General features: G+C 58.8%; 23 protein-coding genes and 2 tRNA genes. 14 read left to right on the top strand and 11 right to left on the bottom strand.

Translation table 11 applies throughout. The features are described 5' to 3' along the window. Positions 1 to 174: 174 nt before the first annotated feature. The 4 genes from HX793_RS07330 to HX793_RS07315 all read left to right on the top strand — a co-directional run bounded on the left by HX793_RS07330 (position 175) and on the right by HX793_RS07315 (position 3,897). A complete protein-coding gene (locus HX793_RS07330) occupies positions 175 to 2,385 on the top strand; it encodes an AsmA family protein (RefSeq protein WP_177094565.1) in 2,211 nt (736 codons plus the stop codon). Continuing rightward, a complete protein-coding gene (gene mutY / locus HX793_RS07325; RefSeq protein WP_016979113.1) occupies positions 2,382 to 3,449 on the top strand; it encodes an A/G-specific adenine glycosylase in 1,068 nt (355 codons plus the stop codon). The genes HX793_RS07330 and mutY overlap by 4 nt, the downstream gene beginning before the upstream one ends. Beyond that, the gene (locus HX793_RS07320; RefSeq protein WP_016979112.1) at positions 3,446 to 3,718 is read left to right on the top strand and encodes an oxidative damage protection protein; all 273 of its coding nucleotides are present in this window, start codon (positions 3,446 to 3,448) and stop codon (positions 3,716 to 3,718) included. The genes mutY and HX793_RS07320 overlap by 4 nt, the downstream gene beginning before the upstream one ends. 103 nt (positions 3,719 to 3,821) lie before the next feature. Continuing rightward, positions 3,822 to 3,897: transfer RNA gene (locus HX793_RS07315), tRNA-Phe, on the top strand. Between the two features lie 133 nt (positions 3,898 to 4,030). Here the strand turns inward: HX793_RS07315 and HX793_RS07310 are convergent. The 3 genes from HX793_RS07310 to relB form a co-directional block, all read right to left on the bottom strand. Further along, complete coding sequence (locus HX793_RS07310; RefSeq protein ID WP_177094563.1) at positions 4,031 to 5,623, bottom strand: ArnT family glycosyltransferase; 1,593 nt, start codon at positions 5,621 to 5,623, stop codon at positions 4,031 to 4,033. Between the two features lie 87 nt (positions 5,624 to 5,710). Further along, a complete protein-coding gene (locus HX793_RS07305) occupies positions 5,711 to 6,676 on the bottom strand; it encodes an arsenic resistance protein (RefSeq protein WP_177094561.1) in 966 nt (321 codons plus the stop codon). Positions 6,677 to 6,769: 93 nt separating this feature from the next. After that, entirely contained in the window at positions 6,770 to 6,964 is a 195-nt protein-coding gene (gene relB, locus HX793_RS07300; RefSeq protein WP_177094559.1) for a type II toxin-antitoxin system RelB family antitoxin, read from the bottom strand. A 183-nt stretch (positions 6,965 to 7,147) separates the two neighbouring features. On the opposite strand from relB, the gene HX793_RS07295 reads away from it, so the two are divergent. Together HX793_RS07295 and HX793_RS07290 are read left to right on the top strand one after the other, a co-directional pair. Continuing rightward, complete coding sequence (locus tag HX793_RS07295; protein WP_177094558.1) at positions 7,148 to 8,128, top strand: alpha/beta hydrolase family protein; 981 nt, start codon at positions 7,148 to 7,150, stop codon at positions 8,126 to 8,128. A 4-nt stretch (positions 8,129 to 8,132) separates the two neighbouring features. Next, positions 8,133 to 8,546 (top strand): hypothetical protein, encoded by a 414-nt coding sequence (locus tag HX793_RS07290; protein WP_177094555.1) that lies wholly within the window; start codon positions 8,133 to 8,135, stop codon positions 8,544 to 8,546. A gap of 54 nt (positions 8,547 to 8,600) precedes the next feature. On the opposite strand, the gene gabP is transcribed toward HX793_RS07290, so the two are convergent. Beyond that, the gene (gabP, locus tag HX793_RS07285; RefSeq protein ID WP_016979106.1) at positions 8,601 to 9,992 is read right to left on the bottom strand and encodes a GABA permease; all 1,392 of its coding nucleotides are present in this window, start codon (positions 9,990 to 9,992) and stop codon (positions 8,601 to 8,603) included. Between the two features lie 554 nt (positions 9,993 to 10,546). On the opposite strand from gabP, the gene HX793_RS07280 reads away from it, so the two are divergent. From HX793_RS07280 to HX793_RS07260, 5 genes are all read left to right on the top strand, one after another. Next, complete coding sequence (locus HX793_RS07280; RefSeq protein WP_016979105.1) at positions 10,547 to 11,320, top strand: ABC transporter ATP-binding protein; 774 nt, start codon at positions 10,547 to 10,549, stop codon at positions 11,318 to 11,320. Between the two features lie 13 nt (positions 11,321 to 11,333). Further along, positions 11,334 to 12,086, top strand: a complete 753-nt coding sequence (locus HX793_RS07275) for an ABC transporter substrate-binding protein (RefSeq protein WP_016979104.1) — start codon at positions 11,334 to 11,336, stop codon at positions 12,084 to 12,086. 74 nt (positions 12,087 to 12,160) lie between these two features. Beyond that, on the top strand, positions 12,161 to 12,856 hold the full coding sequence (locus HX793_RS07270) for an ABC transporter permease (RefSeq protein ID WP_016979103.1): 696 nt from the start codon (positions 12,161 to 12,163) through the stop codon (positions 12,854 to 12,856). Positions 12,857 to 12,894: 38 nt separating this feature from the next. Then, positions 12,895 to 13,584 (top strand): ABC transporter permease, encoded by a 690-nt coding sequence (locus HX793_RS07265; protein ID WP_177051938.1) that lies wholly within the window; start codon positions 12,895 to 12,897, stop codon positions 13,582 to 13,584. After that, positions 13,565 to 14,752, top strand: coding sequence for a methyltransferase (locus tag HX793_RS07260; RefSeq protein WP_177094553.1), 1,188 nt, complete (start codon positions 13,565 to 13,567; stop codon positions 14,750 to 14,752). The genes HX793_RS07265 and HX793_RS07260 overlap by 20 nt, the downstream gene beginning before the upstream one ends. A 241-nt stretch (positions 14,753 to 14,993) precedes the next feature. On the opposite strand, the gene bcsQ (HX793_RS07255) is transcribed toward HX793_RS07260, so the two are convergent. Together bcsQ (HX793_RS07255) and bcsQ (HX793_RS07250) are read right to left on the bottom strand one after the other, a co-directional pair. Continuing rightward, entirely contained in the window at positions 14,994 to 15,905 is a 912-nt protein-coding gene (bcsQ, locus tag HX793_RS07255) for a cellulose biosynthesis protein BcsQ (RefSeq protein WP_177094551.1), read from the bottom strand. 210 nt (positions 15,906 to 16,115) lie between these two features. Next, positions 16,116 to 17,066, bottom strand: a complete 951-nt coding sequence (bcsQ, locus tag HX793_RS07250) for a cellulose biosynthesis protein BcsQ (RefSeq protein WP_308936651.1) — start codon at positions 17,064 to 17,066, stop codon at positions 16,116 to 16,118. Between the two features lie 346 nt (positions 17,067 to 17,412). On the opposite strand from bcsQ (HX793_RS07250), the gene HX793_RS07245 reads away from it, so the two are divergent. From HX793_RS07245 to HX793_RS07235, 3 genes are all read left to right on the top strand, one after another. After that, complete coding sequence (locus HX793_RS07245) at positions 17,413 to 17,646, top strand: DUF2790 domain-containing protein (RefSeq protein WP_177051733.1); 234 nt, start codon at positions 17,413 to 17,415, stop codon at positions 17,644 to 17,646. 123 nt (positions 17,647 to 17,769) lie between these two features. Further along, positions 17,770 to 17,845: transfer RNA gene (locus HX793_RS07240), tRNA-Thr, on the top strand. 506 nt (positions 17,846 to 18,351) lie between these two features. After that, positions 18,352 to 19,389 (top strand): colicin-like pore-forming protein, encoded by a 1,038-nt coding sequence (locus HX793_RS07235; RefSeq protein ID WP_177051734.1) that lies wholly within the window; start codon positions 18,352 to 18,354, stop codon positions 19,387 to 19,389. A gap of 25 nt (positions 19,390 to 19,414) precedes the next feature. Here the strand turns inward: HX793_RS07235 and HX793_RS32105 are convergent, their stop codons facing one another. The 5 genes from HX793_RS32105 to HX793_RS07210 form a co-directional block, all read right to left on the bottom strand. Next, the gene (locus HX793_RS32105) at positions 19,415 to 19,756 is read right to left on the bottom strand and encodes a colicin E1 family microcin immunity protein (RefSeq protein WP_369682366.1); all 342 of its coding nucleotides are present in this window, start codon (positions 19,754 to 19,756) and stop codon (positions 19,415 to 19,417) included. 195 nt (positions 19,757 to 19,951) lie between these two features. Continuing rightward, entirely contained in the window at positions 19,952 to 21,322 is a 1,371-nt protein-coding gene (gene pelG, locus HX793_RS07225; RefSeq protein ID WP_016979094.1) for an exopolysaccharide Pel transporter PelG, read from the bottom strand. Continuing rightward, positions 21,323 to 22,837 carry a GT4 family glycosyltransferase PelF gene (gene pelF, locus HX793_RS07220; RefSeq protein ID WP_016979093.1) on the bottom strand — a complete coding sequence of 505 codons (1,515 nt, stop codon included), beginning with the start codon at positions 22,835 to 22,837 and terminating at the stop codon, positions 21,323 to 21,325. Further along, positions 22,827 to 23,822, bottom strand: a complete 996-nt coding sequence (locus tag HX793_RS07215) for a HEAT repeat domain-containing protein (protein WP_177051736.1) — start codon at positions 23,820 to 23,822, stop codon at positions 22,827 to 22,829. The genes pelF and HX793_RS07215 overlap by 11 nt, the downstream gene beginning before the upstream one ends. Continuing rightward, entirely contained in the window at positions 23,800 to 25,167 is a 1,368-nt protein-coding gene (locus HX793_RS07210; protein WP_016979091.1) for a PelD GGDEF domain-containing protein, read from the bottom strand. The genes HX793_RS07215 and HX793_RS07210 overlap by 23 nt, the downstream gene beginning before the upstream one ends. Positions 25,168 to 25,169 lie beyond the last annotated feature (2 nt).

The following is a 25,169-nucleotide window of genomic DNA, read 5'->3' as shown; positions in this document are numbered from 1 at the left end:
TGGATGACAGAAAAACCAAACTGATATCACCTTTTTCAGGAAATCTGTTTTGTTTGACGCCAAAAACCCGTTTCCCCGCCCCTGGATACAATGTAACGATCGGGGCACTGACGCAGGCCGTCGGGCGTTATACTCTGCGGCTAAATTTTGAAATCGACATACAAGGACTCGCCCATGAAAGCGTTCGGCAAAATCCTGGGTCTGGTACTTCTCGGGCTGTTGCTGATCATTGTGGCTCTAGGCTTTGCCCTGACCCATCTCTTCGATCCCAACGACTATAAAGACGAGATTCGCCAGATTGCCCGCGACAAGGCCCACATCGAGCTGACGCTCAATGGCGATATCGGCTGGAGCCTGTTCCCCTGGCTTGGCCTGGAACTGCACGAAGCCAGCGTGGCGACCCTGACCGCGCCGACCCAGCCATTCGCCGACCTGCAGATGCTCGGCCTCTCTGTGCGCGTGCTGCCGCTGCTGCGCCGCGAAGTTCAGATGAGCGATGTGCGTGTCGAAGGCCTCAACCTGCGCCTCACCCGCGACAAGCAAGGCCACGGCAACTGGGAAGACATCGGCAAGAACGTGACCGAGGCGACCGTCGGCAGCCCTGGCTCGACCGAGCAACCTGCCGAGACCGAACCGGAAAAACCCTCGAAGCCCATCCGCCTGGACATCGACAGCCTGACGGTCAACAACGCCCGCGTCGAATACAATGACGAGCAGACCGGCAAGCAGTTCAGCGCCGAAAGCATTCAACTGAGCGCCGGCGCCGTGCACGAAGGCGCCAGCATTCCGGTGAAACTCACTGCGTTCTTCGGCAGCAACCAGCCGGTGATGCGCGTCAAGACCGAGCTCAACGGCAACCTGCGCATCCAGCGTGCGCTCAAGCGCTATCAGCTTGAAGACATGAAGATCAGCGGCGAAGCCACGGGCGAGCCGCTGCAAGGCAAGACCGTGACGTTCTCCACCCAGGGCCAGTTGCTGGTGGACCAGGCGGCCAATATCGCCGAATGGACCAACATGAAGTTGTCGGCCAACCAGCTGCGCGCCTTGGGCGAGCTGAAGGTCAACGATTTGGACAAGACTGCGCAGTTGAGCGGCGCGCTGTCCATCGCTCAGTTTGACCTGGCCAAGTTCCTCGACGGCGTTGGCCATCCGCTGCCACCCATGGCCGAGGGCAGCCTGAGCAAGGTCGAACTGGTCAGCCGCCTCAAGGGCACGCCGAGCAGCCTGGCCCTGGAAGACCTGAACCTGAAACTCGACGGCAGCACCTTCACCGGTCGCCTCGCCGTGGAGGATTTTGCCAAGCAATCCCTGCGCGTCCAGCTCAAGGGCGATACCTTCAACGCCGACAACTACCTGCCGGCCAAGTCTGAATCTGCCAAGGGCGCAGCCGCAGCCCGTCAGGCCGAAGTACAGAACAGCGAAGCCGGTGCCATGGCGGCCGGTGGCACCACGCCGCTGCCCGACGCGCCGACCAAAGGCGCCTGGAGCACCGACAAATTGCTGCCACTGGCGCGCCTGCGCACGCTGGATGTGGATGCCGACCTGGCTTTCGGCCAACTGACCTTGAGCAAGCTGCCGATCCAGAATGCAGCGCTCAAGACGTCGGGCGTCAATGGCCAGCTCAAGCTCGAGACCCTGAGCGGTGGCCTCTACAACGGCACTTTCCAGGCCAACGGCAGCCTTGATGTGCGCCAGGATATTCCGGTACTGGCGCTGCAAAGCCATATCAAGCAAGTGCCGGTCGAACGCATCCTGCAAGCCCAGGGGCAAAACCCGCCGGTGAAGGGCCAGATCACCCTCGACAGCAACCTCACGGGTCGCGGCAATAGCCAGAAAGCCCTGATCGACAGCCTCAACGGCACCGCCAGCTTTGTGATCAACAACGGCGTGTTGCTAAACGCCAATCTTGAACAGCAACTGTGCACCGGTATTGCCCTGCTCAACCGCAAGACCTTGAGCAGCACACCGCAAGGCAAGGACACGCCGTTCCAGGAGTTGAAGGGCAACCTGACCTTCCGTAACGGCGTGGCCAGCAACCCTGACCTGAAAGTGCGCATCCCGGGCCTGACCGTCAACGGTAACGGCGACGTCGACCTGCGCGTGCTGGGCATGGACTACCGCGTCGGCATCATCGTCGAAGGCGACCAGCGCGAAACCCCGGACCCGGCCTGCCAGGTGGGCTCGAACTTCCAGGGCATCGAAGTGCCGTTGCGCTGCCGTGGCCCTTTGGAACTGGGCGCCAAGGCCTGCCGCCTGGACAAGGACGGCCTCGGCCAGGTCGCGATCAAGGCGGCCGGCAACCGCCTGAACGAGAAGCTGGAAGAGAAGCTCGACAAGGTTAATCCACAGCTCAAAGACGCTTTGAAAGGCCTGTTCAAACGATGAGAAACGAGCAGTTTTCAACGGCGGTGCTGGACTGGTACGACCGCCACGGTCGCCATGACCTGCCCTGGCAACAGGGCATCACGCCTTACCGGGTATGGGTCTCGGAGATCATGTTGCAGCAAACCCAGGTGAGCACCGTGCTCAACTATTTCGACCGTTTCATGGCTTCGCTGCCAACGGTAGAGGCCTTGGCCGCTGCGCCGGAAGATGAAGTGCTGCACTTGTGGACCGGCCTGGGTTACTACACCCGGGCGCGCAACCTGCAAAAGACCGCAAAGATTGTCGTGGCCGAATACGGCGGCGAGTTTCCCAAGGATGTCGAGAAGCTCACCGAGCTGCCCGGCATAGGTTTGTCCACGGCTGGTGCGATCGCCAGCCTGAGCATGGGCTTGCGGGCGCCAATCCTCGACGGTAACGTCAAACGCGTGCTGGCACGCTTTACCGCGCAAGAGGGCTACCCAGGCGAGCCCAAGGTGGCCAAGCAGCTGTGGGCCACTGCAGAACGCTTTACGCCTCATGATCGGGTCAACGCCTACACCCAGGCGATGATGGACATGGGCGCCACGCTCTGCACCCGCAGCAAACCCAGCTGCCTGCTGTGCCCACTGGAAAAAGGCTGCGAAGCCCACATGCTCGGCCTGGAAACGCGCTACCCGATTCCCAAGCCGCGCAAGACCATCCCGCAGAAGCGCACACTGATGCCGTTGCTGGCGAATGCCGAGGGCGCAATCCTGCTTTACCGTCGCCCTTCCACCGGCCTGTGGGGCGGCCTGTGGAGTTTGCCGGAGCTGGATGACCTGCAAGACCTGGAACACCTGGCCCACCAGCACGCGCTGGAGCTGGGCAAGCAACAGGCGCTGCCAGGGCTGATCCACACCTTCAGCCACTTCCAACTCGCCATCGAACCCTGGCTGGTCCAGGTCGAGGAAACCGCCCATCACGTGGCCGAGGCCGACTGGCTCTGGTATAACCTCGCCACCCCGCCGCGCCTGGGCCTTGCCGCCCCGGTAAAAAAACTGCTGAAGCGCGCGGCCGACGTATTGAATGCAGGAGTTCCGTCATGACCCGCACCATCATGTGCCGCAAGTACAAAGAAGAATTGCCAGGCCTCGAACGCCCTCCGTACCCGGGCGCCAAGGGCCAGGACATTTTCGAGCACGTCTCTGCCAAAGCCTGGGCCGACTGGCTGAAACACCAGACCCTGCTGATCAACGAAAAACGCCTGAACATGATGAACGCCGAAGACCGTAAATACCTGGCGGGCGAGATGGACAAGTTCTTTTCCGGCGAAGATTACGCCAAGGCCGACGGCTACGTGCCGCCTGCTCAATAATTGATCAAAAACCGGGGTCTGCACGTAAGCGACGGTAATAATTAAATATTTTTTGAAAACTTGCTTGACGACCCCCTGAAAAACCCGTTTAATGCGCCCCGTTGCCCAGATAGCTCAGTCGGTAGAGCAGGGGATTGAAAATCCCCGTGTCGGCGGTTCGATTCCGTCTCTGGGCACCACCTTCAGCTTTCAGGTGGTGTCAACATCACGTGAAAGCAATCAAGAAACCCGCCTAGTGCGGGTTTTTTGTTGCCTGGGATTTATTGCGTTGTCTTGGGGCGACCTACGCCACCCCGAAACGAACAGCCTCTATCACTTCAACAAGAACACCATCAGCGGATTGTCGCTCAGACGCCCTTCAAACCTTGGTACCAGCGATTCCAGATCCGTTCCTTGCAGCAACGCGGTTTCCTTGCGCGACACAATCACCCAGGCTGGCCGAGGCAAAGCTCCCAGTCGCTCGATCTCGCTGCCTCCGATAAAGATCGGTTGCTCGTCATGGTCCAAGTTCATCATGTAGCGCACCGCCCAGGTGTCCCGGCCCAGATTGATAAACACCAGCGGCCCCGGTTGCTTCACACGCAGCGCTTCCACTTGGCCGACAAACTTGCGGGTGTCGAACTGCATATCCTTGGATGGCTCCACCACCATCACCAACACTAACCACTGCGCCACCAACGCGATCAGGCTGAGCCACACCAATCGCCCCGCACGCCGCCAGGCGATCAACGCCGCCACCTGCAGCACTACCAGTACGCCGGTCAGCAGCGGCAGCGAAACGTCAGGCCAGTAACCATGCTTCTGCCACCCATGCCGACAGACCAAGACTGCAACCACGCCTAACGTCGGCAGCGCCACGACCAGCCCTTCGTAGCATCGGCGCATGCCCGCAAGCCAGCCTTGCGCCTGTAGCAGCCCATAGGCCGCGACAGCCGCAAACATCGGCACCATTGGCAGGATGTAATAGGCGCGCTTGAAGTGCGGCACCGACAGCCCGAGCAAGATCATCAAGCCGCAGGCACCGAGGCGCACCACCAATTGCATCTCTCCTTCAAATCGCTCGGACCAGCGATGCCGTAGGGCAATCATTGTGGCGAGCGCCAACGGCACCACCGGGAAGTAGCGGTACAGGCTCAGCTGGAAGTAGAAATAGAACGGCTCGCCGGTTTCATCGAGACGTCCGCCCACCTGCATCTTGAACACCTCATCGGCAAACGCATCCCCCCCGCTGATGCGCGCCAACTTCACCAACAGCCACCAACAGGCAGCCAGCAACACCAAGCCAGCGGCGCCGTGAATCAGCACCTGCTTCACCCGCTCCCCAGGCTTTCCCAACGCCCAGTACACGCAGACCACGCCACAGACTTCGATCAACCCCAGCGGTCCGCGTATCGCAAAGCCCAGGATGAACAGCGGGAAAACCGCAAGACGCCTCCAGCGCCCGCCGCTGTGCAGCAGGTAGAAACTTCCCACACACAACAACGCCACCATCTGATCCAGGCAGACCGAGCGGGATTTTTCGAGCAGTTGAGTCGTGAGCAAGGTCAACAGCACAGTAAGCAGCGCCCACTGGCGATTCGCCGGGACCAACAGGCGATAGATCACAGCGACCACCCCAGCCGACGCCAGGGCGGTGGGTAGCACATTCGCCAGGTGGTTCGGCGCGCCAAACAGTCTGGCAAACACATAGCTGAAGAACGTCGCGGTGCCGGGGTAATCCGCGTAGGGCTGGCCGTAGGTGGTCGGAAAAAGACTCGCACCATGGCGAAACATTTCTTGCAGGAACAGCGCCCAGCGTCCGTCAAACCCTTGGGGTTGCTGATCCCAGATACCCAGGGTGAACAACAGCAAGGCAAACAGGAAAATGCCCAGGGACTCCAGGCGAAAGCGATTGCGGTGATCCATCGGTAGACCTGTCAGGTAAGGGGCGCCGACTTATGGTGCCGGCTGCCCTGCTGAATAGCGCCTGAACAGACCTGAATATTCCCGTTTTTACCGACCCACGGGCCACACCCATTTCGGGATCCATCGAACGTAAATCAACTCAGCCACCAACTCGACCAAGGTTTGCAGTATCACTGCCGTCGCCGCCAACCCGCGCACGTCCTCAGGCAGCGCCAGCGCCAAGGGCAGTACCACCAGCGAATTGCGCGTCGATGCGCTGAACGTCACCGCCCTGGCCGTTACCGCAGGCAGCGCAAACAGCCGCGATGCCAGCGCGCCCATCAACGGCGCCAACAACAGGAAACCGACGTACACCGGGATTACCGGCAGCAACAGGTTGATATCCCGCACCACCGAGGTGATTTGCGAGCCGATCACCACAAACAGCACCAACGCCATCGCTGGCACCGGCATCCACGCCCAGCCGCCGTTCCAAGCACTGACGAGTGATGATCGCCGTGCCAGGGAAGTCGTTAGCACTGCCAGAACCATCGGCACCACGATCAGCAGGAAGAACGCCTCGATAAACGGACCCACTTCCACAACCACGTCGGACTGCGCTCCAAGCATCACGCTCAAATAGATCGGCAACAGCGCCAACTGCAGCAACAACAGCACCGGAGTCGCCGCGAGCATCAGCCGCGAATCGCCCTTGCCGATATGGGTAAACACCACCACGTAGTCGATGCACGGCGTCAGCAGTACCAGCAACGCCCCCACCAGCAGTGCCGGGCGCCCTGCGAGGCCTTGGGTCAATGCCCATACCAGTAACGGAATGAGGATGAAGTTGGCGAACAGCAACGCTGACAGGAAGCGCTTGTTATTCAGGCTTTGACGCAGGTCCAGAAAGGGGATTTGCAGGAACATTGCGTACATCAGAACCGCGATGGTGGGTGTGACCAGTGCGCTGAGGTGGTGGGCGAATGAGGGGACGAACAGACCGAAACCGGCAGCCAGCAGCACGACTACGAAGTACAAAGGGATCTGGTTGCGTTCGAGGGTATCGCGGGTCATGAAAACGCCTTGGTAGATCGCAAAGGTGTAAGCCTATGTATCTATTGGCGTAAGGTCGAGTGGAGCGGAACGACAATAGCCTCGGGTCGCCACTTAACAAGCAGCACGGCGAGCCTTGCGCCTCTCTTCTAACATCCTCTCAACCTCAGCCATCGCCTTATCATGCGGAATACTAGGTCGAGGATCATCAATTGAAGCCTGCACCTTGGCACGGAACCAACGGTCATAGCTGGCAGCCTGCTCTTCAGTTTCAAACTCTGAAACGATGGGAGATAGTGGCATGCTCATAGAGACCTCCTTAATGGATGCCTGCCAGCCTAATCGGTCCATGGCTTGCTGTCGTTCCTCTCGGATGTATGGCTTTATCAGCGGGTATTGAAGGTTAATGACCTTGCCAGACGCGGTGCAACTACTGGCAAACTGGTGAACTGTCACTAAAAAAATAAGAAACCTATAAAGGCCGAGAACCCAATGAATTTGAACGACGCCTCTTTGCAATTACCCTCGGCCTCATCTACGCGCGACCACGGCGAAGCTTTCAAGGAGACCGCCGCCGACGGCCACCGCCTCGGTGGGTTCACCTGGCGCCACATCAGAACCGATCCCACGCGACCGGTGGTGATAATCAACGCCGCCACCTCCGTCCGCTGCCGTCACTACGCCCGCTTTGCCGCCTACCTGTTCGCCAACGGTTTTGACGTCATCACCTACGACTACCGTGGCATCGGCGAGTCCCGCAGCGGCTCATTGCGCGGCTTCAAGGCCTCATGGTCGGATTGGGGCGCACTGGATTTCGAGGCGATGCTGCAGCGCGCGCAACGGGAGTTTCCAGGACAGCCGATTGATGTCGTCGGCCACAGCTTCGGTGGCTGCGCGGCGGGGCTCGGGGTGTCGGGCGGGGTCATTCGGCGAATGGTGACGGTGGGCGCACAGTTTGCTTACTGGCGCGATTACGCGGCGAGCGGACGCTGGCGAATGTTTGCCAAGTGGCATGTGGCAATGCCGTTGCTGACAGCCCTCTGCGGATACTTCCCCGGCAAGCGCCTGGGCTGGCTGGAAGACACACCTGCGGGCGTGGTGCGGGACTGGAGCACACCGACGCCCAGCTACGAAACACGGCCTAGCGGGCGGGCCTTGGGCGAACTGCCATTCAGTCGTGTAAACGCGCAGATACTGGCCATCAGCATCACCGACGACCCATTCGGGACCGTGGCCGCCATCGAACGGCTACTGGGTTATTTCGACAACAGCGAGCGGACACACCTGCGAATTACACCGGAAGATGTAGGCGAAAAAGAAGTCGGGCATTTCGCATTTTTTCGCAGCGAGTATCAGGATCGGTTGTGGCCTGTTGCACTGGCGTGGCTTCAAAACGGTCGATTCGCTGAAGATACCCTTGGGATTTCCCCCAACCTGCGCTTCAATATCCCACCCAGCACTCCAGGACGTTGAGCCCATGGCCTCGCCAAACAAGCAGCAAAAACGCGCCCAACGGGCAAAGACCAAGGCCAAGCAAAACCGTACCCAGCGCGCCGTCGCGACCAAGCCGGATGCGTTTGCCGGCGATGACAGCCGCATTGACCTTGAGTCAGTGGATTTGACCGAGCTGTTCGTAGAGATGCGTAGCGCCGGCGACACCAGTCAACAGGCCTTGTGCGCCGCGTTCCTGGCCCACCCGCTGCTGGCACTGGTGCTGGAACAGGAAGGCGAAGAAGAAGCCACCGACTTTATCCTGGCGGCGCTGATCGAGTATCGGCAGTGGGCTACGGAGACCGATGATGAGGCCGCAGCCCTGGCGTGGATCGAGTCGCCGCAGTTCCAGGCGGATTACGTCGCGGCGTCACAAGCACTGGCAAGTTCATCTGACTGACCCCATAAACAAACAAGGGAGCCAAATGGCTCCCTTGTTTGTTTTTTCAGCACATCAATTCAGCACCGCAGCGCCTACCCTCTGCGCCTTGCGACGGCTCGCCACAATCAGCCCCGCCGCCACCACCAGCAAGCTCAACACGCCGGTCGCAATGATCTCGATGCGGTGCGCTTCCTGGAACAGCATGATGGTCAGCGTGCCCACGATGAATACCATTACCGCGTAGGTCAGGCCTGGGAACAGCCACATCTTGAAGACAATCTTCTCGCCCGCCGCCGTGCGTTTCTGGCGCATGCGCAGTTGCGATACGGCGATCACCAGGTACACCAGCAACGCGATGGCGCCGGAGCTGGCCAGCAGGAACTCAAACACCGCAGCCGGAGCCACGTAGTTGGCGAATACCGCCAGGAACGCCGCGCCGGTAGACAACAACACCGCCCAGTAAGGCGTACCGCTCTTGTTGGTGCGCTTGGCCACCGCCGGTGCATCACCGCGACGGCCCAGGGAGAACAGCATGCGCGAGGCGGTGTACAGCGCCGAGTTCAAGCAGCTGGTCACGGCAACCAGTACCACCAGGTCGACGATCAGCTTGGCATTCGGGATACCCATGCGTTCCAGCACGGTCTGGTAGGAACCTACGGCCGCCAGGGTCGGATCGTTCCATGGCACCAGGGACACCACGATGAAGATCGACAACAGGTAGAACAAGCCAATGCGCCAGATCACCGAGTTGGTGGCCTTAGTGATCTGCTGGCCTGGGTTCTTCGATTCAGCGGCGGCGATGGTGACGATCTCGGTGCCCATGAAGGAAAACATGGTGGTCAGGATCGCAGCCAATACCGCACCCATGCCGTTGGGCATGAAACCTTGGGTGTCGAACAGGTGCGAAACGCCACTGACCTGGCTGGTCGGCAGGAAGCCGAAAATAGCGGCCAGACCGAGGATCACGAAGCCCACAATCGCCACGACTTTGATCAACGCGAACCAGAACTCGAACTCGCCGTAGTTCTTCACGCTGAACAGGTTGGTCGCGGTCAGCAACAGGGTGATGACCAGGGTAAATGCCCAGATGGCCACGTCCGGGAACCAGGCATGCAGGATAGTCGCGGCGGCGTTGGCTTCCAGTGGAATCACCAACACCCAGAACCACCAGTACAACCAGCCGATGGTGAAACCGGCCCAGTGACCGATCGCCCGGTCGGCGTAAGTGGAGAACGAACCGGTGTCTGGTGACGCCACGGCCATTTCGGCCAGCATGCGCATCACCAATACCACCAGCGTACCCGCCGCGGCGTACGCCAGCAGTACAGCCGGGCCGGCAGCAGCAATCGCGTGGCCGGAGCCGACAAACAAACCGGCACCGATGACGCCGGCAATCGACAGCATGGTGACGTGACGCGGTTTGAGCCCCTGTTCGAGGTCATTGGAGCTTTGCGTACTACTCATTGACACACCTTTACGAGGAATTGCGAAAACGGTCCGCCCGGCCCGGGATCTCTCTCGTGAAAAGAAACCAACGGGGCGTTCTTTATTTTTTACGCAAGATTTGCGCCAAAATGTTACAGAGCCGCGATTGACGCGGGCTGTAGGACGTTTCAACAAGACTCGCAAGTCATTGAGAACAATGGCATTCCGCTATAGCGTTACCGTGCGACTCACATTCAGGACGAATAAACGCACCATAAACACACACAAAAAGTACGTGACGCCCCACAAAAGGGCTGATATGCACCGTTTGCCCGGTTAACCCTTCCAACACCCGGCCAAAGCTGGCACCATCGCGCCCTTTTTTACGCGAAGCCTGCGGTTTTTCGGGTTCAAACGGATGTTCGGTTGTTGATGGCGCGACACACTGCTGTGCCGATGCGACACCCTGCCGCACACCACCTGTTTACCGCCGGCCATGCTGTTGGCTGCCATCAAGACGCTATGCTAGCTTGGCGCCTCGCCAGGAAGGCGGCCCAACAGCAGGATTGCAACGAACACAATGAGGACCCCACATGGCCGAGGCCACGCCCGCGCTTGAAATCCGCAACTTGCATAAACGCTATGGTGAGCTGGAGGTACTCAAAGGTATCTCGCTGACCGCTCGCGACGGCGATGTGATCTCGATTTTGGGTTCCTCCGGTTCCGGCAAGTCCACCTTCCTGCGCTGCATCAACCTGCTGGAAAACCCGCACCAGGGCCAGATCCTGGTGGCCGGCGAAGAACTCAAGCTCAAGGCCGCGAAAAACGGCGAACTGATGGCCGCCGACGGCAAGCAGATCAACCGCCTGCGCAGCGAAATCGGTTTTGTGTTTCAAAACTTTAACCTGTGGCCGCACATGAGCATCCTCGACAACATCATCGAGGCCCCTCGTCGTGTGCTTGGCCAAAGCAAAGCCGAGGCCATCGAAACGGCCGAAGCCCTGCTGGCCAAGGTCGGCATCGCCGACAAGCGCCACGCTTACCCCGCGCAATTGTCCGGCGGCCAGCAACAACGGGCGGCCATCGCGCGCACCCTGGCGATGCAGCCTAAAGTCATCCTGTTCGATGAGCCCACTTCGGCGCTTGACCCGGAAATGGTTCAGGAAGTACTTAATGTGATCCGCGCGCTGGCCGAAGAAGGCCGCACCATGCTGCTGGTCACCCATGAAATGGGCTTCGCCCGCCAGGTGTCCAGTGAGGTGGTGTTCCTGCACCAGGGCCTGGTCGAAGAGCAAGGATCGCCACAGCAGGTGTTTGAAAACCCGCTTTCGGCGCGCTGCAAACAATTCATGTCCAGCAACCGCTAACGGAGCAACATGCATGCAGAACTATAAAAAATTCCTTCTGGCCGCGGCCGTCTCGATGGCGTTCAGCGCCACGGCCATGGCAGAAACCTTGAAAATGGGGATCGAAGCGGCCTACCCGCCGTTCAACAATAAAGACGCCAGCGGCAACGTCGTCGGCTTCGACAAAGACATCGGCGACGCCCTGTGCGCCAAGATGAAAGTCGAGAAGTGCGAAGTGTACGTATCCGACTGGGACGGCATCATCCCGGCCCTGAACGCCAAGAAGTTCGACTTCCTGGTGTCGTCGCTGTCGATCACCGATGAGCGCAAGCAGGCCGTCGATTTCACCGACCCGTACTACTCCAACAAGCTGCAATTCATCGCGCCTAAAGCCACTGCGGACTTCAAGACCGACGCGACTTACCTGAAGGGCAAGACCATCGGCGCACAACGCGCGACGCTGGCCGGCACCTACCTGGAAGACAAGCTGCCGGACACCACCGCCAAGCTGTACGACACCCAGGAAAACGCCTACCTCGACCTGACCTCCGGTCGTCTGGACGGTATCCTCGCCGACAAGTACGTGCAGTACGAATGGCTCAAGAGCAAAGACGGTTCGGCCTACGAGTTCAAAGGCGACCCGGTCGTAGAAAGCGACAAGATCGGTATCGCCGTACGCAAGGGCGACCCACTGCGCGAGCGCCTGAACAAAGCCCTGGCAGAGATCAAGGCAGACGGCACCTACAAGAAGATCAACGACAAGTACTTCCCTTTCAGCATCGAATGATCTGAACGGTATGCCCGGCGCGCTCACTTGAGCGCGTCGGCTTTTTGCACTGCCTGCCGCGATATGAAAACACCATGAATTTCGATCTCTACGGATTCGGCCCGGCGCTCGCCGCTGGCGCGCTGATGACCGTCAAACTGGCGCTCACGGCCCTGTGCCTGGGGCTGGTGCTCGGCCTTGCCGGGGCCTTGGCCAAGACTTCGCCGTACAAGCCACTGCAATGGGTGGGCGGTGCGTACTCGACCATCGTTCGTGGCATTCCCGAATTGCTGTGGGTGCTGCTGATTTACTTCGGCACGGTCAACCTGATGCGTGCCCTCGGGGAGTTTTTTGGTAACCCCGACCTTTCCCTCAGCGCCTTTGCCGCCGGGGTCATTGCCCTGGGCCTGTGCTTCGGCGCCTACGCCACGGAAGTGTTCCGTGGCGCGATCCTCGCCATTCCCAAGGGCCACCGCGAAGCCGGTGTGGCATTGGGCCTGTCGAAATTCAGGATCTTCACCCGGTTGATCATGCCGCAGATGTGGCGCATCGCCCTGCCGGGCCTGGGCAACCTGTTCATGATCCTGATGAAAGACACCGCACTGGTGTCGGTGATCGGCCTGGAAGAAATCATGCGCCATGCGCAGATCGGCGTGACCGTGACCAAGCAACCGTTCACCTTCTTCATGGTCGCCGCCTTCATGTACCTGGGCCTGACCGTGCTGGCGATGACCGGCATGCACTTCCTGGAAAAACGCGCCGCCCGCGGCTTTGCAAGGAGCACCCAATGAGCGGCGACTACAGTTGGCTGGCGCATTTCGACTTGGGCCTGAACTGGGCCGTGATCATCAAGTGGCTTCCCAAATTGGCCCAAGGCGCCATCCTGACCCTTGAGCTTGTGGCCATTGCAGTCATCGCCGGCCTGTTGCTGGCAATCCCGCTGGGTATCGCGCGCTCCTCACGACGCTGGTATGTCAGCGCGCTGCCTTACGCCTACATTTTCTTCTTCCGTGGCACGCCGTTGCTGGTGCAGTTGTTCCTGGTCTACTACGGCCTGGCGCAGTTCGACGCGGTGCGCGAGAGCTTCATGTGGCCCTACCTGCGCGATCCGTTCTGGTGCGCCACCGCCACCATGACCCTGCACACTGCGGCCTATATTGCCGAGATCCTGCGCGGTGCAATCCAGGCCATTCCGCCAGGCGAGATTGAAGCGGCGCGAGCCCTGGGCATGTCCAAACTCAAGACGCTGTTCTACATCATCCTGCCGCGCGCCTCGCGCATCGGCCTGCCGGCGTACAGCAATGAAGTGATTCTGATGCTCAAGGCCAGCGCCCTGGCCAGTACCGTAACCCTGCTGGAATTGACCGGCATGGCGCGGACCATCATCGCCCGAACCTACCTGCCGGTTGAGATTTTCTTCGCCGCCGGTCTGTTCTACCTGTTAATGGCTTACATCCTGGTACGCGGCTTCAAACTGCTGGAACGTTGGCTGCGCGTCGATGCATGCCAAGGACGTTGAGGCACGCTTCCAGGCACTGGATGCGTTCCTGATCGAGCACCAAGGGCTGTGGAAACCACGGCCCTTTACCCATCGTCAGCTCCCTTGGGAAACAGAGCATCCCGATCTCGCCCAGTGGCTGCGCCAACGCTCGTTGGACGACGCTGAAGCCAGTCATAACCTACCCCATGACCTGCCGGCGCCGGCACCTTTTCCACAACTCGCCGCACATGCTCGCCAGCTCAGTGCTGTGGATAAGTTATCGACACAGCCCCTCGCACCCGCTCGCCATCGGCTGAACGTCGATGTTCCAGGCCGTAAGTGGGAACAGATCGAAGCCTTCGGCGCCGCACTGCATTTCAAGCAAACGCCCACGCACTGGCTGGACTGGTGCGCTGGCAAGGGTCATCTGGGCCGTCGCCTGGTACAAAACGATCAAGCACTGACCTGCCTGGAATACGACCCGGCGCTGATCGCCGCAGGTCAGGCCTTGAGCGACCATCATGGGCTGCCGGTCACCCATCGCCTGCAAGACGTGATGGCCGACGTGGCAATCGGCCCCGAACATACGCCCGTCGCCCTGCATGCCTGTGGCGACTTGCATGTGCGCCTGCTGCAACTGGCCAGCACCGTCGGCTGCAAACAGCTGGCACTGGCACCCTGCTGCTACAACCGCATCAACGCGGACACCTACCAGCCACTGTCCAATGCAGGTCGCGCATCATGCCTACAACTGTCGATCGATGACCTAGGCCTGCCGCTGAGCGAAACCATTACCGCAGGCAAGCGGGTACGTCTGCAACGGGACACGTCCATGGCGCGACGCCTGGGCTTCGATCAACTGCAACGCGAACTGCGCGGCGTCGACGAATACCTGCCTACACCCTCCCTGCCCACCAGCTGGCTGGACAAACCCTTTGCCGACTACTGCAAGGAGCTGGCAAGTCTCAAAGGGTTATCCACAGGCAAACAGGATTGGACGGCGCTGGAAGCGTACGGCTGGCGCCGTCTGGCCGAAGTCAGAAACCTGGAGTTGGTGCGAGGTTTGTTTCGGCGCCCACTGGAACTATGGCTGGTGTTGGATCGGGCATTATTCCTTGCCCAGAACGGCTACAAGGTCGAGATAGGCACCTTCTGCGAGTCCGCACTGACACCGCGCAACTTGATGGTGCTTGCCGAGCGCGATTAAGGGGCAAAATTGTCGCAGCGCAGCCTGTGGATAACTCTGTTGATGAATTCTTTACGGGGCCTGTAGCCACCTGCGCTGCAGGTCATAAACCGCGCTGGTCATTTTTTGTTCATAAAATAAAACGCACACAAAACAGGCAGTTGCGGCGTGATGAGAACGGCTCCACAAAATGGCTTTTTCGTGACATGGCCATCCAACCGATTGTGCATAAGCATCTGGGGTTAAGCGTATAAACCGCGCTTCAGGTGCGTTTTCCTGGAGCCTTCAGCAACTGGCAGAGGTCGTTGATATCGTCTCCCGCGAGCCTCTTCGCCACGCTATCCAACGGGTCGACACCAAAGGCCAACGCTTCATTAATCGCTAGATCGCGGTGCACGTGCAGCGTTTCTTTGCCCAGCCGCTGCTTGAACGCCTCGACCATGTCCAGGCTGAAGGCATTCCGTTCATCCACTTGGTTGATCACCACCTGCACACTGGGCGGGCGCTCACCCTCCAAGTGCGGGGCAAGCAGTACATCCAGATGGTCGAGGGTGCCCAGGCAAGCGGCATCCGCCTGCACGATGACCAGCACCACGTCGGCAACACTCAGCGCTTGATGAAAGTAAACGTTGTTACCGGAAGGGGTATCGATGATCACCGTATGTCGAGCGCTCAAGCCCAGGGATGCGAGGCGTTGAGCCAGCCAACGCGGCTCGTGCTTGAGCCAGCGCTCCAGGCTTTCCTGCTGCGGGATATCGATCTCGCCAAAGGTGATCACCTGGCAACCGGCAAAGCTGAGCTGTTGGAGTTGGCTCCATTGCCCATGCTCCAGACTGGTGCGCCCGATGCCCGGCAATGCCGAGCTGACCCCGAAGTGATGTTGCAAGGCGTTCTGCGGGTCCAGGTCCAGCGCCACGACGGACTCGCCCTGGCGCTGCAGACCACTGCTCAGGGCGGTGACCAGTGTGCTGCGGCCAACACCGCCATTGATCGACACCAGCGCTACCACTTTCGGGCTCAAGGCCAAGGTGGGCGTGGGCTGGGCGCTTTCGTTGGCAGCGCCATCGTCTCGGCTGGGAATGCTGCCGAAGAAGTGCAAACGCGACGCCATGCCACGCTCATCCTGGCAAACATCTTTGCCGAGCAAGGCTAAAAGACCATCAGTAATGCCCATAACAAACCCCTCATCACGGCGAAGCTCAAAGACGTGAAAAGGTCAGCTGATACGACTGCTTACCGCAGGTCTTTTTGTGGTCGCCCTAGTGCAAGCAGTCTGCTTCAGGACAGCAAAAGTGTCATTATTTTGATGAGATAGTTGTATATTTTTTAGACAAACGGCAAATCGTCAATTTAATGGCCAGCAATGCTTTGACCCTAGACGCGCTTAATTGATTCGCTCAAGCAAGCTACGGCAGAGGCTGCTCAAGTCCTGGCATCCGGCGCTGTTGCTGACCGGATCAAGGGGATCGCGCCCGTAAGCCTGAGCCTCGATAAACGAGGGGTCGCGCTGGACCGTTCCAAGCACGGCATCCCCCAGGCGTAGCTTGAACACGTCGACCATGTCCTCGCTGAACCGATGAGCAGGGTCAACCTGGTTGATCACATAGAAACGGTACGGCGATTTCGCGTGAGCCAGGTAAGGAGCAAGCACACTGTCCATTTGAGCCAGGCTGCGAAATGACGCGACATCCGCTTGCGCCACCACTAATACCACGTCGGCAACCGACATGGCCTGGCTCAGGTACACGCTGTTTCCCGCCGGCACATCAATGATCACCGTGTCCCGGCCACTCAATTTCATCCCACCCAGGCGCTTGGTCAGAAACTCCAGATCCTGGCCCAGCCAACGATTCAAGCTTTGCTGTTGCACAGGGTCGGTTTCACCGAACGCCACCATGCGACATCCGGCAAAACCCCGAACCGGTAACGCTTCCCAGGTTTTGTTCAGCAGGCTGGTCGCGCCGACACCCGCCATATTCACACCGGGCGCCAGGTGATGACGCAGGGCGTCTTGCGGGTCCAGGTCCAGCGCGAGCGCAGGATGGCCCTGGCGCTGCAAACCACTGGTGATTGCCGCCGCGAGCGTCGTGCGGCCAACCCCACCCTTGGCAGAGACCACCACCACAACCTTGGGCGCCGATGGGTCCGAGTACACCTCACCAAGCGGGCCTTCCACCAATTCGGGCGGCTGAAGATGCTGGGTTGCGCCCTGATTCAACTGGTCGAGCAAACATTGCAGACCAGGCGAAATCGGCTCATCGACCTGAGGCCGATCAACACGGAGAGCGCCATTCAGTGCGTCGTATAGTTTGGAAATATCATCTGCGCGACTCACTGTCCTGCTCCCCCCTCTGAGTGGTTGAATAAATAAGGCGCGCATTGTGTGATATCACCTTGATAGTGTCAGTATTTTGATGATTTTAACTAACTTGTTTCAGATGAGCGGCTTGGCGCCATTTATATGGCTTATTATTTTTATGATAAAAATCATTTAGTTATGATTATTTAGCGCAATTTTTGATCAAGTTATCAAGAATTCAGCCTGATGCGTATTCCCATGTAACTATGCAGACGCCTCATACAAAACGAGACAAAACCCGCGCTTCACGACACACCCCATATACCTCCCGAGCATTCAATAGGACCCACACCCACTGTTGATCTGCACCGAGGACGCAACCATGAACCCCAACAACTGGAACATCTTCATCGCCGCCAGCCTGTTTGCCTTCACCCTCAACGCCCACGCAGACACCAAGCCGAAACCGGACATCCAACGCATCGTCGCCACCGCGCAGGACAACTCCGGCTCCTGCGGCGTGGTCAATGCCCACATGACCTACCTCGACTCCCACGGCCAAAAACGCGTGCTGAACTACAGCAAATTCGCCGACAACTGCGCAGACGGCAGCTGACGAAAGAAGCCTCGCCACAGCCCGGAAACCGCGCCAGATGAAAAAACCTGCAGATTTGCAAAAATAGTCAGAATTCAGGGGTTTACAGAACCTCGCCAATCGCTATAATCGTCGCCCTAACACGCCGGTATAGCTCAGTTGGTAGAGCAACTGACTTGTAATCAGTAGGTCCCGGGTTCGACTCCTGGTGCCGGCACCATATCTCGAAGCCCCGCAATGCGGGGCTTTGTGGTTTCTGGGGTTTGGAAAATGACTTTTCCTTAACCCCATTCCGTCCAAAATCGGTCCAATTTCATTTCTGGACGTCTTCCCCCCCTCTTCCTCTCAAAAGCTCCCACTAGCGGATTCAACAAAACAACGTCCTCCATGTGACCGGGGCTGAAATGCTCTTACTTCTGAGTCATGGTCCAGGAAGCATGCCCAAGCACAAGCTGAAGAGTCACGATGTCACCGCCGTTCATCATGAAATGCGTCGCAAATAAGGCGAAGTTCGCCTTTGCCGCGCAATATCTGTGGGAAATGGGCAAAGCGGTTCTGGATATCCTGCACCCGGCGATACAACCGGGAGGGCCGCATGCTCTACCTACGTTAGGGCAGCAAGTGCCCTGGGCCTCTCGGCACTCAACTGAATGAACTATCCATTTCCATCCGTTGCTGCGTGAGTGGCCAAGTCATGACAAAACGAACTCGTAAAGGGGAACGGTCATGAGCGAAGCAATGGAAATCGGCCCCGTCAGAATCACCGCTTATAAGGAACAAACGTATGGAAGTGGGCCAGTGGGCGGCGGCTACAGCGACGATTTTGGGAATAGCGCGATAGGACGAAAAGTCGCGGCGAATGCTAAAAAGGAAGTCAGTGAAAAATCAGACAAGCGCATCAACGGTATTAAAACGGATGATCGAGTTGCCAACCTGTGGAGTGAGATCAGGTCAATGGAGAACGTTATCTCGCAGACCTCTCTGGATGTTATTTCACTTCAATCGGTAGCAAACAGTTTTTACAGACGCGACTTTTTCGACCAGCCTGTCACTAAATTTATTACAGAAGCGGCTGCGCGCTTGGCATATCGGATAGCCGCTCCAGAAACCAGTTTTGACGAGTGGCAGAAATCCCTTCATGCCGCTTATGGGGTTAAGCGGCTCAACGATGTCACTGATGTTGCAGCGAGATATAAAGATAAGGTAAGAACCGAGGTCGTTGATATTGAAGCCGCCATTAAATTCACATCAGATTTTTACGCAGAAGCCGGGGTTAGGTTCGGTGATAGCGCGTCAAAGCTAGCGAGTGATTTGGCCGATAGCGCTCAAGGAAAGAAAATACGTAGCGCAGACGAGGCGTTCAAAGCATTCGACAAATACAAAAACGAGCTGGATAAAAAGTTTAGCGTTAAAGATAGAGCAGCAGCAGCTAAATACATTGATTCAATAGACTATGAAGCAATAGGCAAAGCGGCAACCAAGTTCAGCAAAGGTTTGGGATACGTCGGCCCCGTCATTGACGCTAAAGACAGTATAATTGAATTTACCAACTCGATGGAGTCAGGTGACTGGAAGCCATTTTTCTTGAAGCTCGAATCCATTGCGCTTGGCCTTGCTGCAACAGCGTTTGTTGGAATTGCGTTTGGTTTTATCGCAACAACGCCAATGGGCATATTGGCATTTGCTTTTATTGTTGCAGCTACTGGAGCGGCTATCGATGATAACTTCGCTGAAAAACTAAACAAATTCGTTTCCAGCCTGTAAAAATAATGCTGCCATTATGGCAGCGTTATTTTTTTACACACAGCCATATCAGATACCCGCCTCCAAGCGGAATAGCAAAACCGAAACACAACAACCATAAAAGTGCGTAGCCTCCACTCCTAGCACCCGTCATGAGTGGAGCGGAACTCCAAACGTCTTTCCCTGCATACCGGAAAGCGATGTTTTCTATCAGGCGTTTCGAAAGCGGAAATAAAAATGTACTTATACAAGCCACTATAAAATATAGAGCTTGATACCCGCTCGACTTGGAAGCGTAAACACATATAGCAAACAAAACCAAACCAATAACCAAATTCTTAAAATAATAAATCCTTTCCAAAAAACCACTCCTTTTTATACTGCACACTGATAACTCGCATGCAATTTTTATACAAACCGCCTTTCACAGGCATCGACAGCCTTTAAGGTTACTACAGGCTCCAAACGGATGCCGATCAATTCACAAGTCAGTAGGTCAAGATTCATCGCCAAAACGCTCAGCAACAAAAAAGGCACTTACCCAAACCGGGCAAGTGCCTTTTTCACATCCACGACCCGCCAATCACCGCGCCAACATAAACGTCTCATACTCCAAATCTTCCAGCGCCGACGACAGCCGCGCCAGCCCCAGCAACACGCACACCAGCAACGACAGCGTAAACCCATACCCAAAGAAGCTAGGCCCCAGGTGCATGCTGAGCAGGGTCAGGGCGGCGTTGAGCACGGCGAACAGCACGCACAACTCCAGCACCACGCGGCGTTTGTCGAGGTAGAAGAACACGTTGAGCAACGCCATGAACACCACTTGGATGCTCACGCCGATCAGGTCGATGTAGAACAGCGGCAAGTAGTAGCTGGAGATACCGATCCACTCCAGCAGGCGTGGGGCGAAGAGGAACAGCAGCACCACGGTCAGGCCTTGGACTTTGCAGATTTCCAGCAGGCCCTGGCGGATGGAGAGGGTCATTTCGGTTTTCAGCGAGCCGATGTGCTGCAAGGTCTCGCCGTCGCGAATGGCGCGGAACAGGCGGTCGTACCATTCGGCGAAGTCGGTTTCGATGCGCACCAGGAATACGGCCATGCCGGGGATGATCGCCAGGTAAGCGATGAAGATCGGCATGTCGTAGAGAATCGAGGCGCGCAGCGGGCCGATGACCGCGTTGGAGGTGCCGGGGTTGAACCAGAACAGGATTTTGTCGACCCAGATGCCGAAGTTGTAGAAGAACCCCGTCACCAACAGGCTGAGGAAGACGTTGCGACGATTGAGGAAATCGAAGGCAATCATCTTCTCGGCGCGGTATTCGCGCAGGATGTCGTACAGGTACAGGAACAGCAGGCTGCCGTGCCCGATCAACAACGCCAGCAACAGGCCAGGCATTTTCAGGAAGCTCAGCAGGTAGGCGCTCGCCACCATCAGCGAGTAACCCACCACCATCACCAGCAGGATGCGGTTGTACTTTTTCATCCCCGAGAGAAAGATGATCACCAGCCACAGGTTGCACAGCACCACGAAATTCGACAGCACCAGCACGCGGTAGATCAGCGGCTGATCGAACAGTACCGCCAGCACGATGATCCCCAGCACCCCGGCGCCGACCGTGACCATCAACAGGATGCCCAGCAGGTTGGGCAGGATCTGCTCGTAGTTGTGCTCGAACAACTGGTCGGACACGAAGCGGGTGAAGAACAACTGCAGGCCACCCGTGAGGATCAACGAGCTGGCCATCAGGTAGGTCACCGTGACCAGGAACTGTCCCACCAGCGCGTTGGGCAACAGTAGCCCCAAGCTGATGATCCCCACCAGCATCACGCTGATGATCGACAGCACCCACGGGCCGGAGCTGATCAGGCCCGCATACACATAAGCGTGCAAGGTGGCGGTGTATGAGTCGCGCGAGAGGATCTTGCGCAGTTCGAAGCCAATGCCGGCCATTTAACTGTTCTCCATGGCTGCCTGGTACAGGTCGCGGTAGCGCTGCAGCATCAAGGCTTCGGTGTAGTAACGGTTGACCCGCAGCAAGCCGGCGGCCTGTGCAGCCTTCCAGCGCTCGGGGCTACGCAGCAGTTCGAGGATGGCGGCGGACGTGGCCTGTGGGTCGGCAATCGCCACCACCTTGCCCGCCACGCCCAGGTCGCGGTCTTCGGCGCTGCCGCCTTCGATCAGTTCGCGGCATGAGCCGACGTCGCTGCTGATCACCGGCGTACCGGCAGCCCAGGCTTCGAGGATCACCAAGGGTTGCGCCTCGCTGATCGAGGTCAGCACCATCAGGCCCAACTTGGGCAAGATGTCCTGGATGCGCTGGAAGCCGAGGAAGTGCACTTTGCCTTCAAGCCCAAGGCTCGCCATCAAGCTGCGGCACTCACTGACGTATTCCGGGTCTTCCTCTTCGGGGCCGACAATCCAGCCTTCGGCGTTCGGCATGGCGCTGATCACACCACGCATGGCGCGCAGGAAGGTTTTCACATCCTTGATTGGCACCACGCGCCCGATCAAACCCACGACAGGCGCGATGCCCGGCTCACGGGTTTCCATGGCGCGGGACCACTGCGACAGGTCAATGCCATTGGCGATCAACTCCGTACGGCTCGGGTCGGCACCGTCCTTGATTTGGCGCTGACGGTTGCCGTCATACAAGGCAATGATCTTGTCGGCGCTGTTGTACGCCAATTGGCCGATCCGTTCGAAGTAGCGCACCCACAGCGTGCGGATGTACCCCGAGCCCCCGTCGAGGCTGCGGTTGAGCGCCTGCCCGGAGGTTTCGGCAATCCACGTGGCCTGGGCCAGGTCGATCTTGCGCTCCTTGGTATAGATGCCGTGTTCGCTCAGCAGGTAAGTGCAGTTCCAGCGATGCTTGAGGATGCAACCCAGCAGCCCGGCGTAACCGGTGGAGATCGAATGCAGCACCCGCGCCGGCGGCATCTTGCGCGAGGCTTCGGCGAGCATCAGCAAGGGCGACTGCAACGAGCGCAGGGTCCAGAAATAGTTGACGAAAGAAGGGTCGGCGCAATGCTGGCGATAGCCCTCGCTGAGGGTGTCCCAACTGGCACGGCTGCGCAGTACATCATCCAGGGTCATGTGGCCCTCGGCGATGCAATTGAGCATGCGCTCCCCCAGCGCCCGCTCGGGCGGGTCCGGGTGATGCAAAAAGCGATACAGGTCGGCTAGCTGCTGCGGGTCGGCATCGCGTGGCGTACCACGGGTGTCGGCGGGGTGCGTGGCGTCTTCGAGGAACATCTCTTCGATGTGCAACACGTTCGCCGGCACTTCATAACGCCGCGAGGTATACGCCGAACGCTGACCACCGATGAACATCACCGAAAACGTCAGTTCCGGCAGGCCGAGGATCATCTGGTGAATCCAGCTCGATACACCGCCGCGCACGTAAGGCCAGGTGCCTTCCAGCAGCAGGCAGATGTCGGCCGTCGGGGTGGCTTCCTTATGATTCATTCCAGCTCCTCACCAACTCAGCAAAAGGTGGCCGCTGACGGGTTTTTTCCGGCAGGCGGGCGAGCAGCCCGGGGATCTCGTGATAGCGCCCCGCCTCGAACGCCAGTTCGGCATGAAAAGGCAGTAACTGAGCCGCACCCAGGCCGTTTCGCTCAGCCTCGTGCAAAAGGGCTTCAGCGCGCTCATTTTCACCGCGTTCCAGAGCAATACGGCCGGCCAGCAACAACAGCTCACCACCCTCGCCTGCCGCCAGACCTTGCTCGGCATGTTCACTGGCTTGGCTCAGCACGTGCTCAAGCACACTGCCTTGGGCCAGGCCGAGGTAGGCCAACTCCCAATACCAGCGCGCCAGCATGCTGTGCACCGGGCCGGCAGTACGGGAGCTGACGCCAGCCAACTGTTCCAACGCCATCTGGATGTGCAGGTTGATGTCGCTTTCCTGCTTGTCGAGCATCGAGTACGCCAGCAGACGAACGTCATCACTGGGGTCACCCAAGGCCAGCTTGAGGATGGGCACTGCGTCCTTGCCGGGCATGCGGCGTGTCGCCAACAGGGCGGCCAGTCGCTGATCGGGGTTGGGCGCGTGACGCAATACGTCCTGCAACCCCCCATCGGCGAAGATCGGCGTGCGCGTCTGAGCTTGCGCACGGAACGGCAGGCCCGGAATGCCCACTGATTGCCACGCCTGCTGGTCGCGTTTGCGCGGCAGGTACAGCGCCGGGAAAATCGACGCCACAACACCCAGGGTGCCGATCACCGGCACAAAGAACGCCAGGCTGAAAATGAACAACGGGCTCCACGGCAACGGCGCGCGATAGCGAGCGGGCAACAGCAACCAGACGGCGCCGCAGAGCATCAGGCAGGCCAACCCGTGGCTGAAGGTGAATACCAGCAATTGGTGGACCTGCGGTGCATCGAGCCACAAACTGGCCCAACTGCCCGCCTCCAACAACACGGCGCCGCTAAACAGCCACTTGCTGATCATTCAGGCCACACTCGTTGTAAAGGAAGTTACGCAGCCCGTTGCGATCACAGCCAGGCTCCAGATTGAAAGGCATCACCCGCACACCCAGGCTGTCCAGATCCGTGTCTATGCCAAAGTGTTCGTGCAGCAACAGGCCGATACGTGCGAGGTAGCCTTGGGTGCCTTCCGGGCTGGTCAACGGCAACAGCACCAGCAGCAACGCGTGATCGCGGTTATTGCGCACCGGCAGATGCAGGTCCAGGCCACGTTGGCTGCGCGCCATCAAGCGTGTCAGTTCGTCGTTGACGCGTGTCATCTCGAACGCGAACAACCCGGCAGGCAACGTGTGTTGTTCCACATCCACCAGCGACCGCTTGAGTTGCAACGAAAATTGCTGGGCGTCCGCATCGGGCAGGCGCAGCACTTGCGAATCGCGGCGCAACAGGTCGGCAATGTGGCCAGCCAGCAGTGACAAGAGGCTCAGGGTGCGATCCTGGAACGCAAAGAACGGCATGTGCCGAACCGCCAGGACCGCCAGCAGACGGCCTTCGGCATCGATCAACGGGATGCACGCCTGCAGCGAGGAAAACTGCGCGGCGTTGCCAGCGTCGATCAGTTCCTGACGCACGCTCACCAGCTCGCCGCGCTCCAGGCACAGTTTGATCAAACCGTCATCGGTTTCCAGCGGCCCCATCACGCCGATCATCGCCAAGGCTTGGGGCAGTACGTTTTTCTCGCTGTCGTCGACGCGGTACAGGCCCGCCACACGTAGTGCACCGTATTGGCCGAGCATCGCCACGATCGGCTCGGCCAACTCGCTCAGTGCGTCGCCTTCGACCGGCATGCCACGCAGTTTTTCACGCAGGCCCAGCAACGAGCTGCGCAGGCTCTGGTCACTGCCGGCCACGCGTTGCTCCAGCAGGTCATGGGACACCCGCAGGATCTGGTGGGCGCGGGTGAACTCATCGAGACGGTACTGACGGTATTCGTTAGCCATCTGCAGGCGCTCCAGGCGGCGCACCCACAGGTCGCGCACCTCGCCCACCAGCATTCCGCACACCAGCACACCGACGATGAACGACGGTTCAAGCTGGGTGTAACCTTCATGCCCGGTGTAGCGCAGGGCAAACAGCGCCGCCACCAGCAACACGGCGCTGAACAGGCCGCGCACAAAACCATAACGCACACCCAACAGCAGCGGCGCCAGGATTGGCCAGGGGAAACCACCGTGCATCTGCAACGGGTCTTCGGGAGTCAGCCAGAAGCCAAGACCAATGGCCAAGCCCGTCACCAATAGCGTTTCCAGCCAAGACACCGGCCCGCTGGCGCGAGGCGCCAGGCTGTAATCCATGTGTGGAGAATTCATTG

This window comes from Pseudomonas reactans (genome assembly GCF_013387025.1).
GTDB classification, from domain to species: domain Bacteria; phylum Pseudomonadota; class Gammaproteobacteria; order Pseudomonadales; family Pseudomonadaceae; genus Aquipseudomonas; species Aquipseudomonas reactans.
This window is presented reverse-complemented; position numbering and strand designations above follow the sequence as displayed.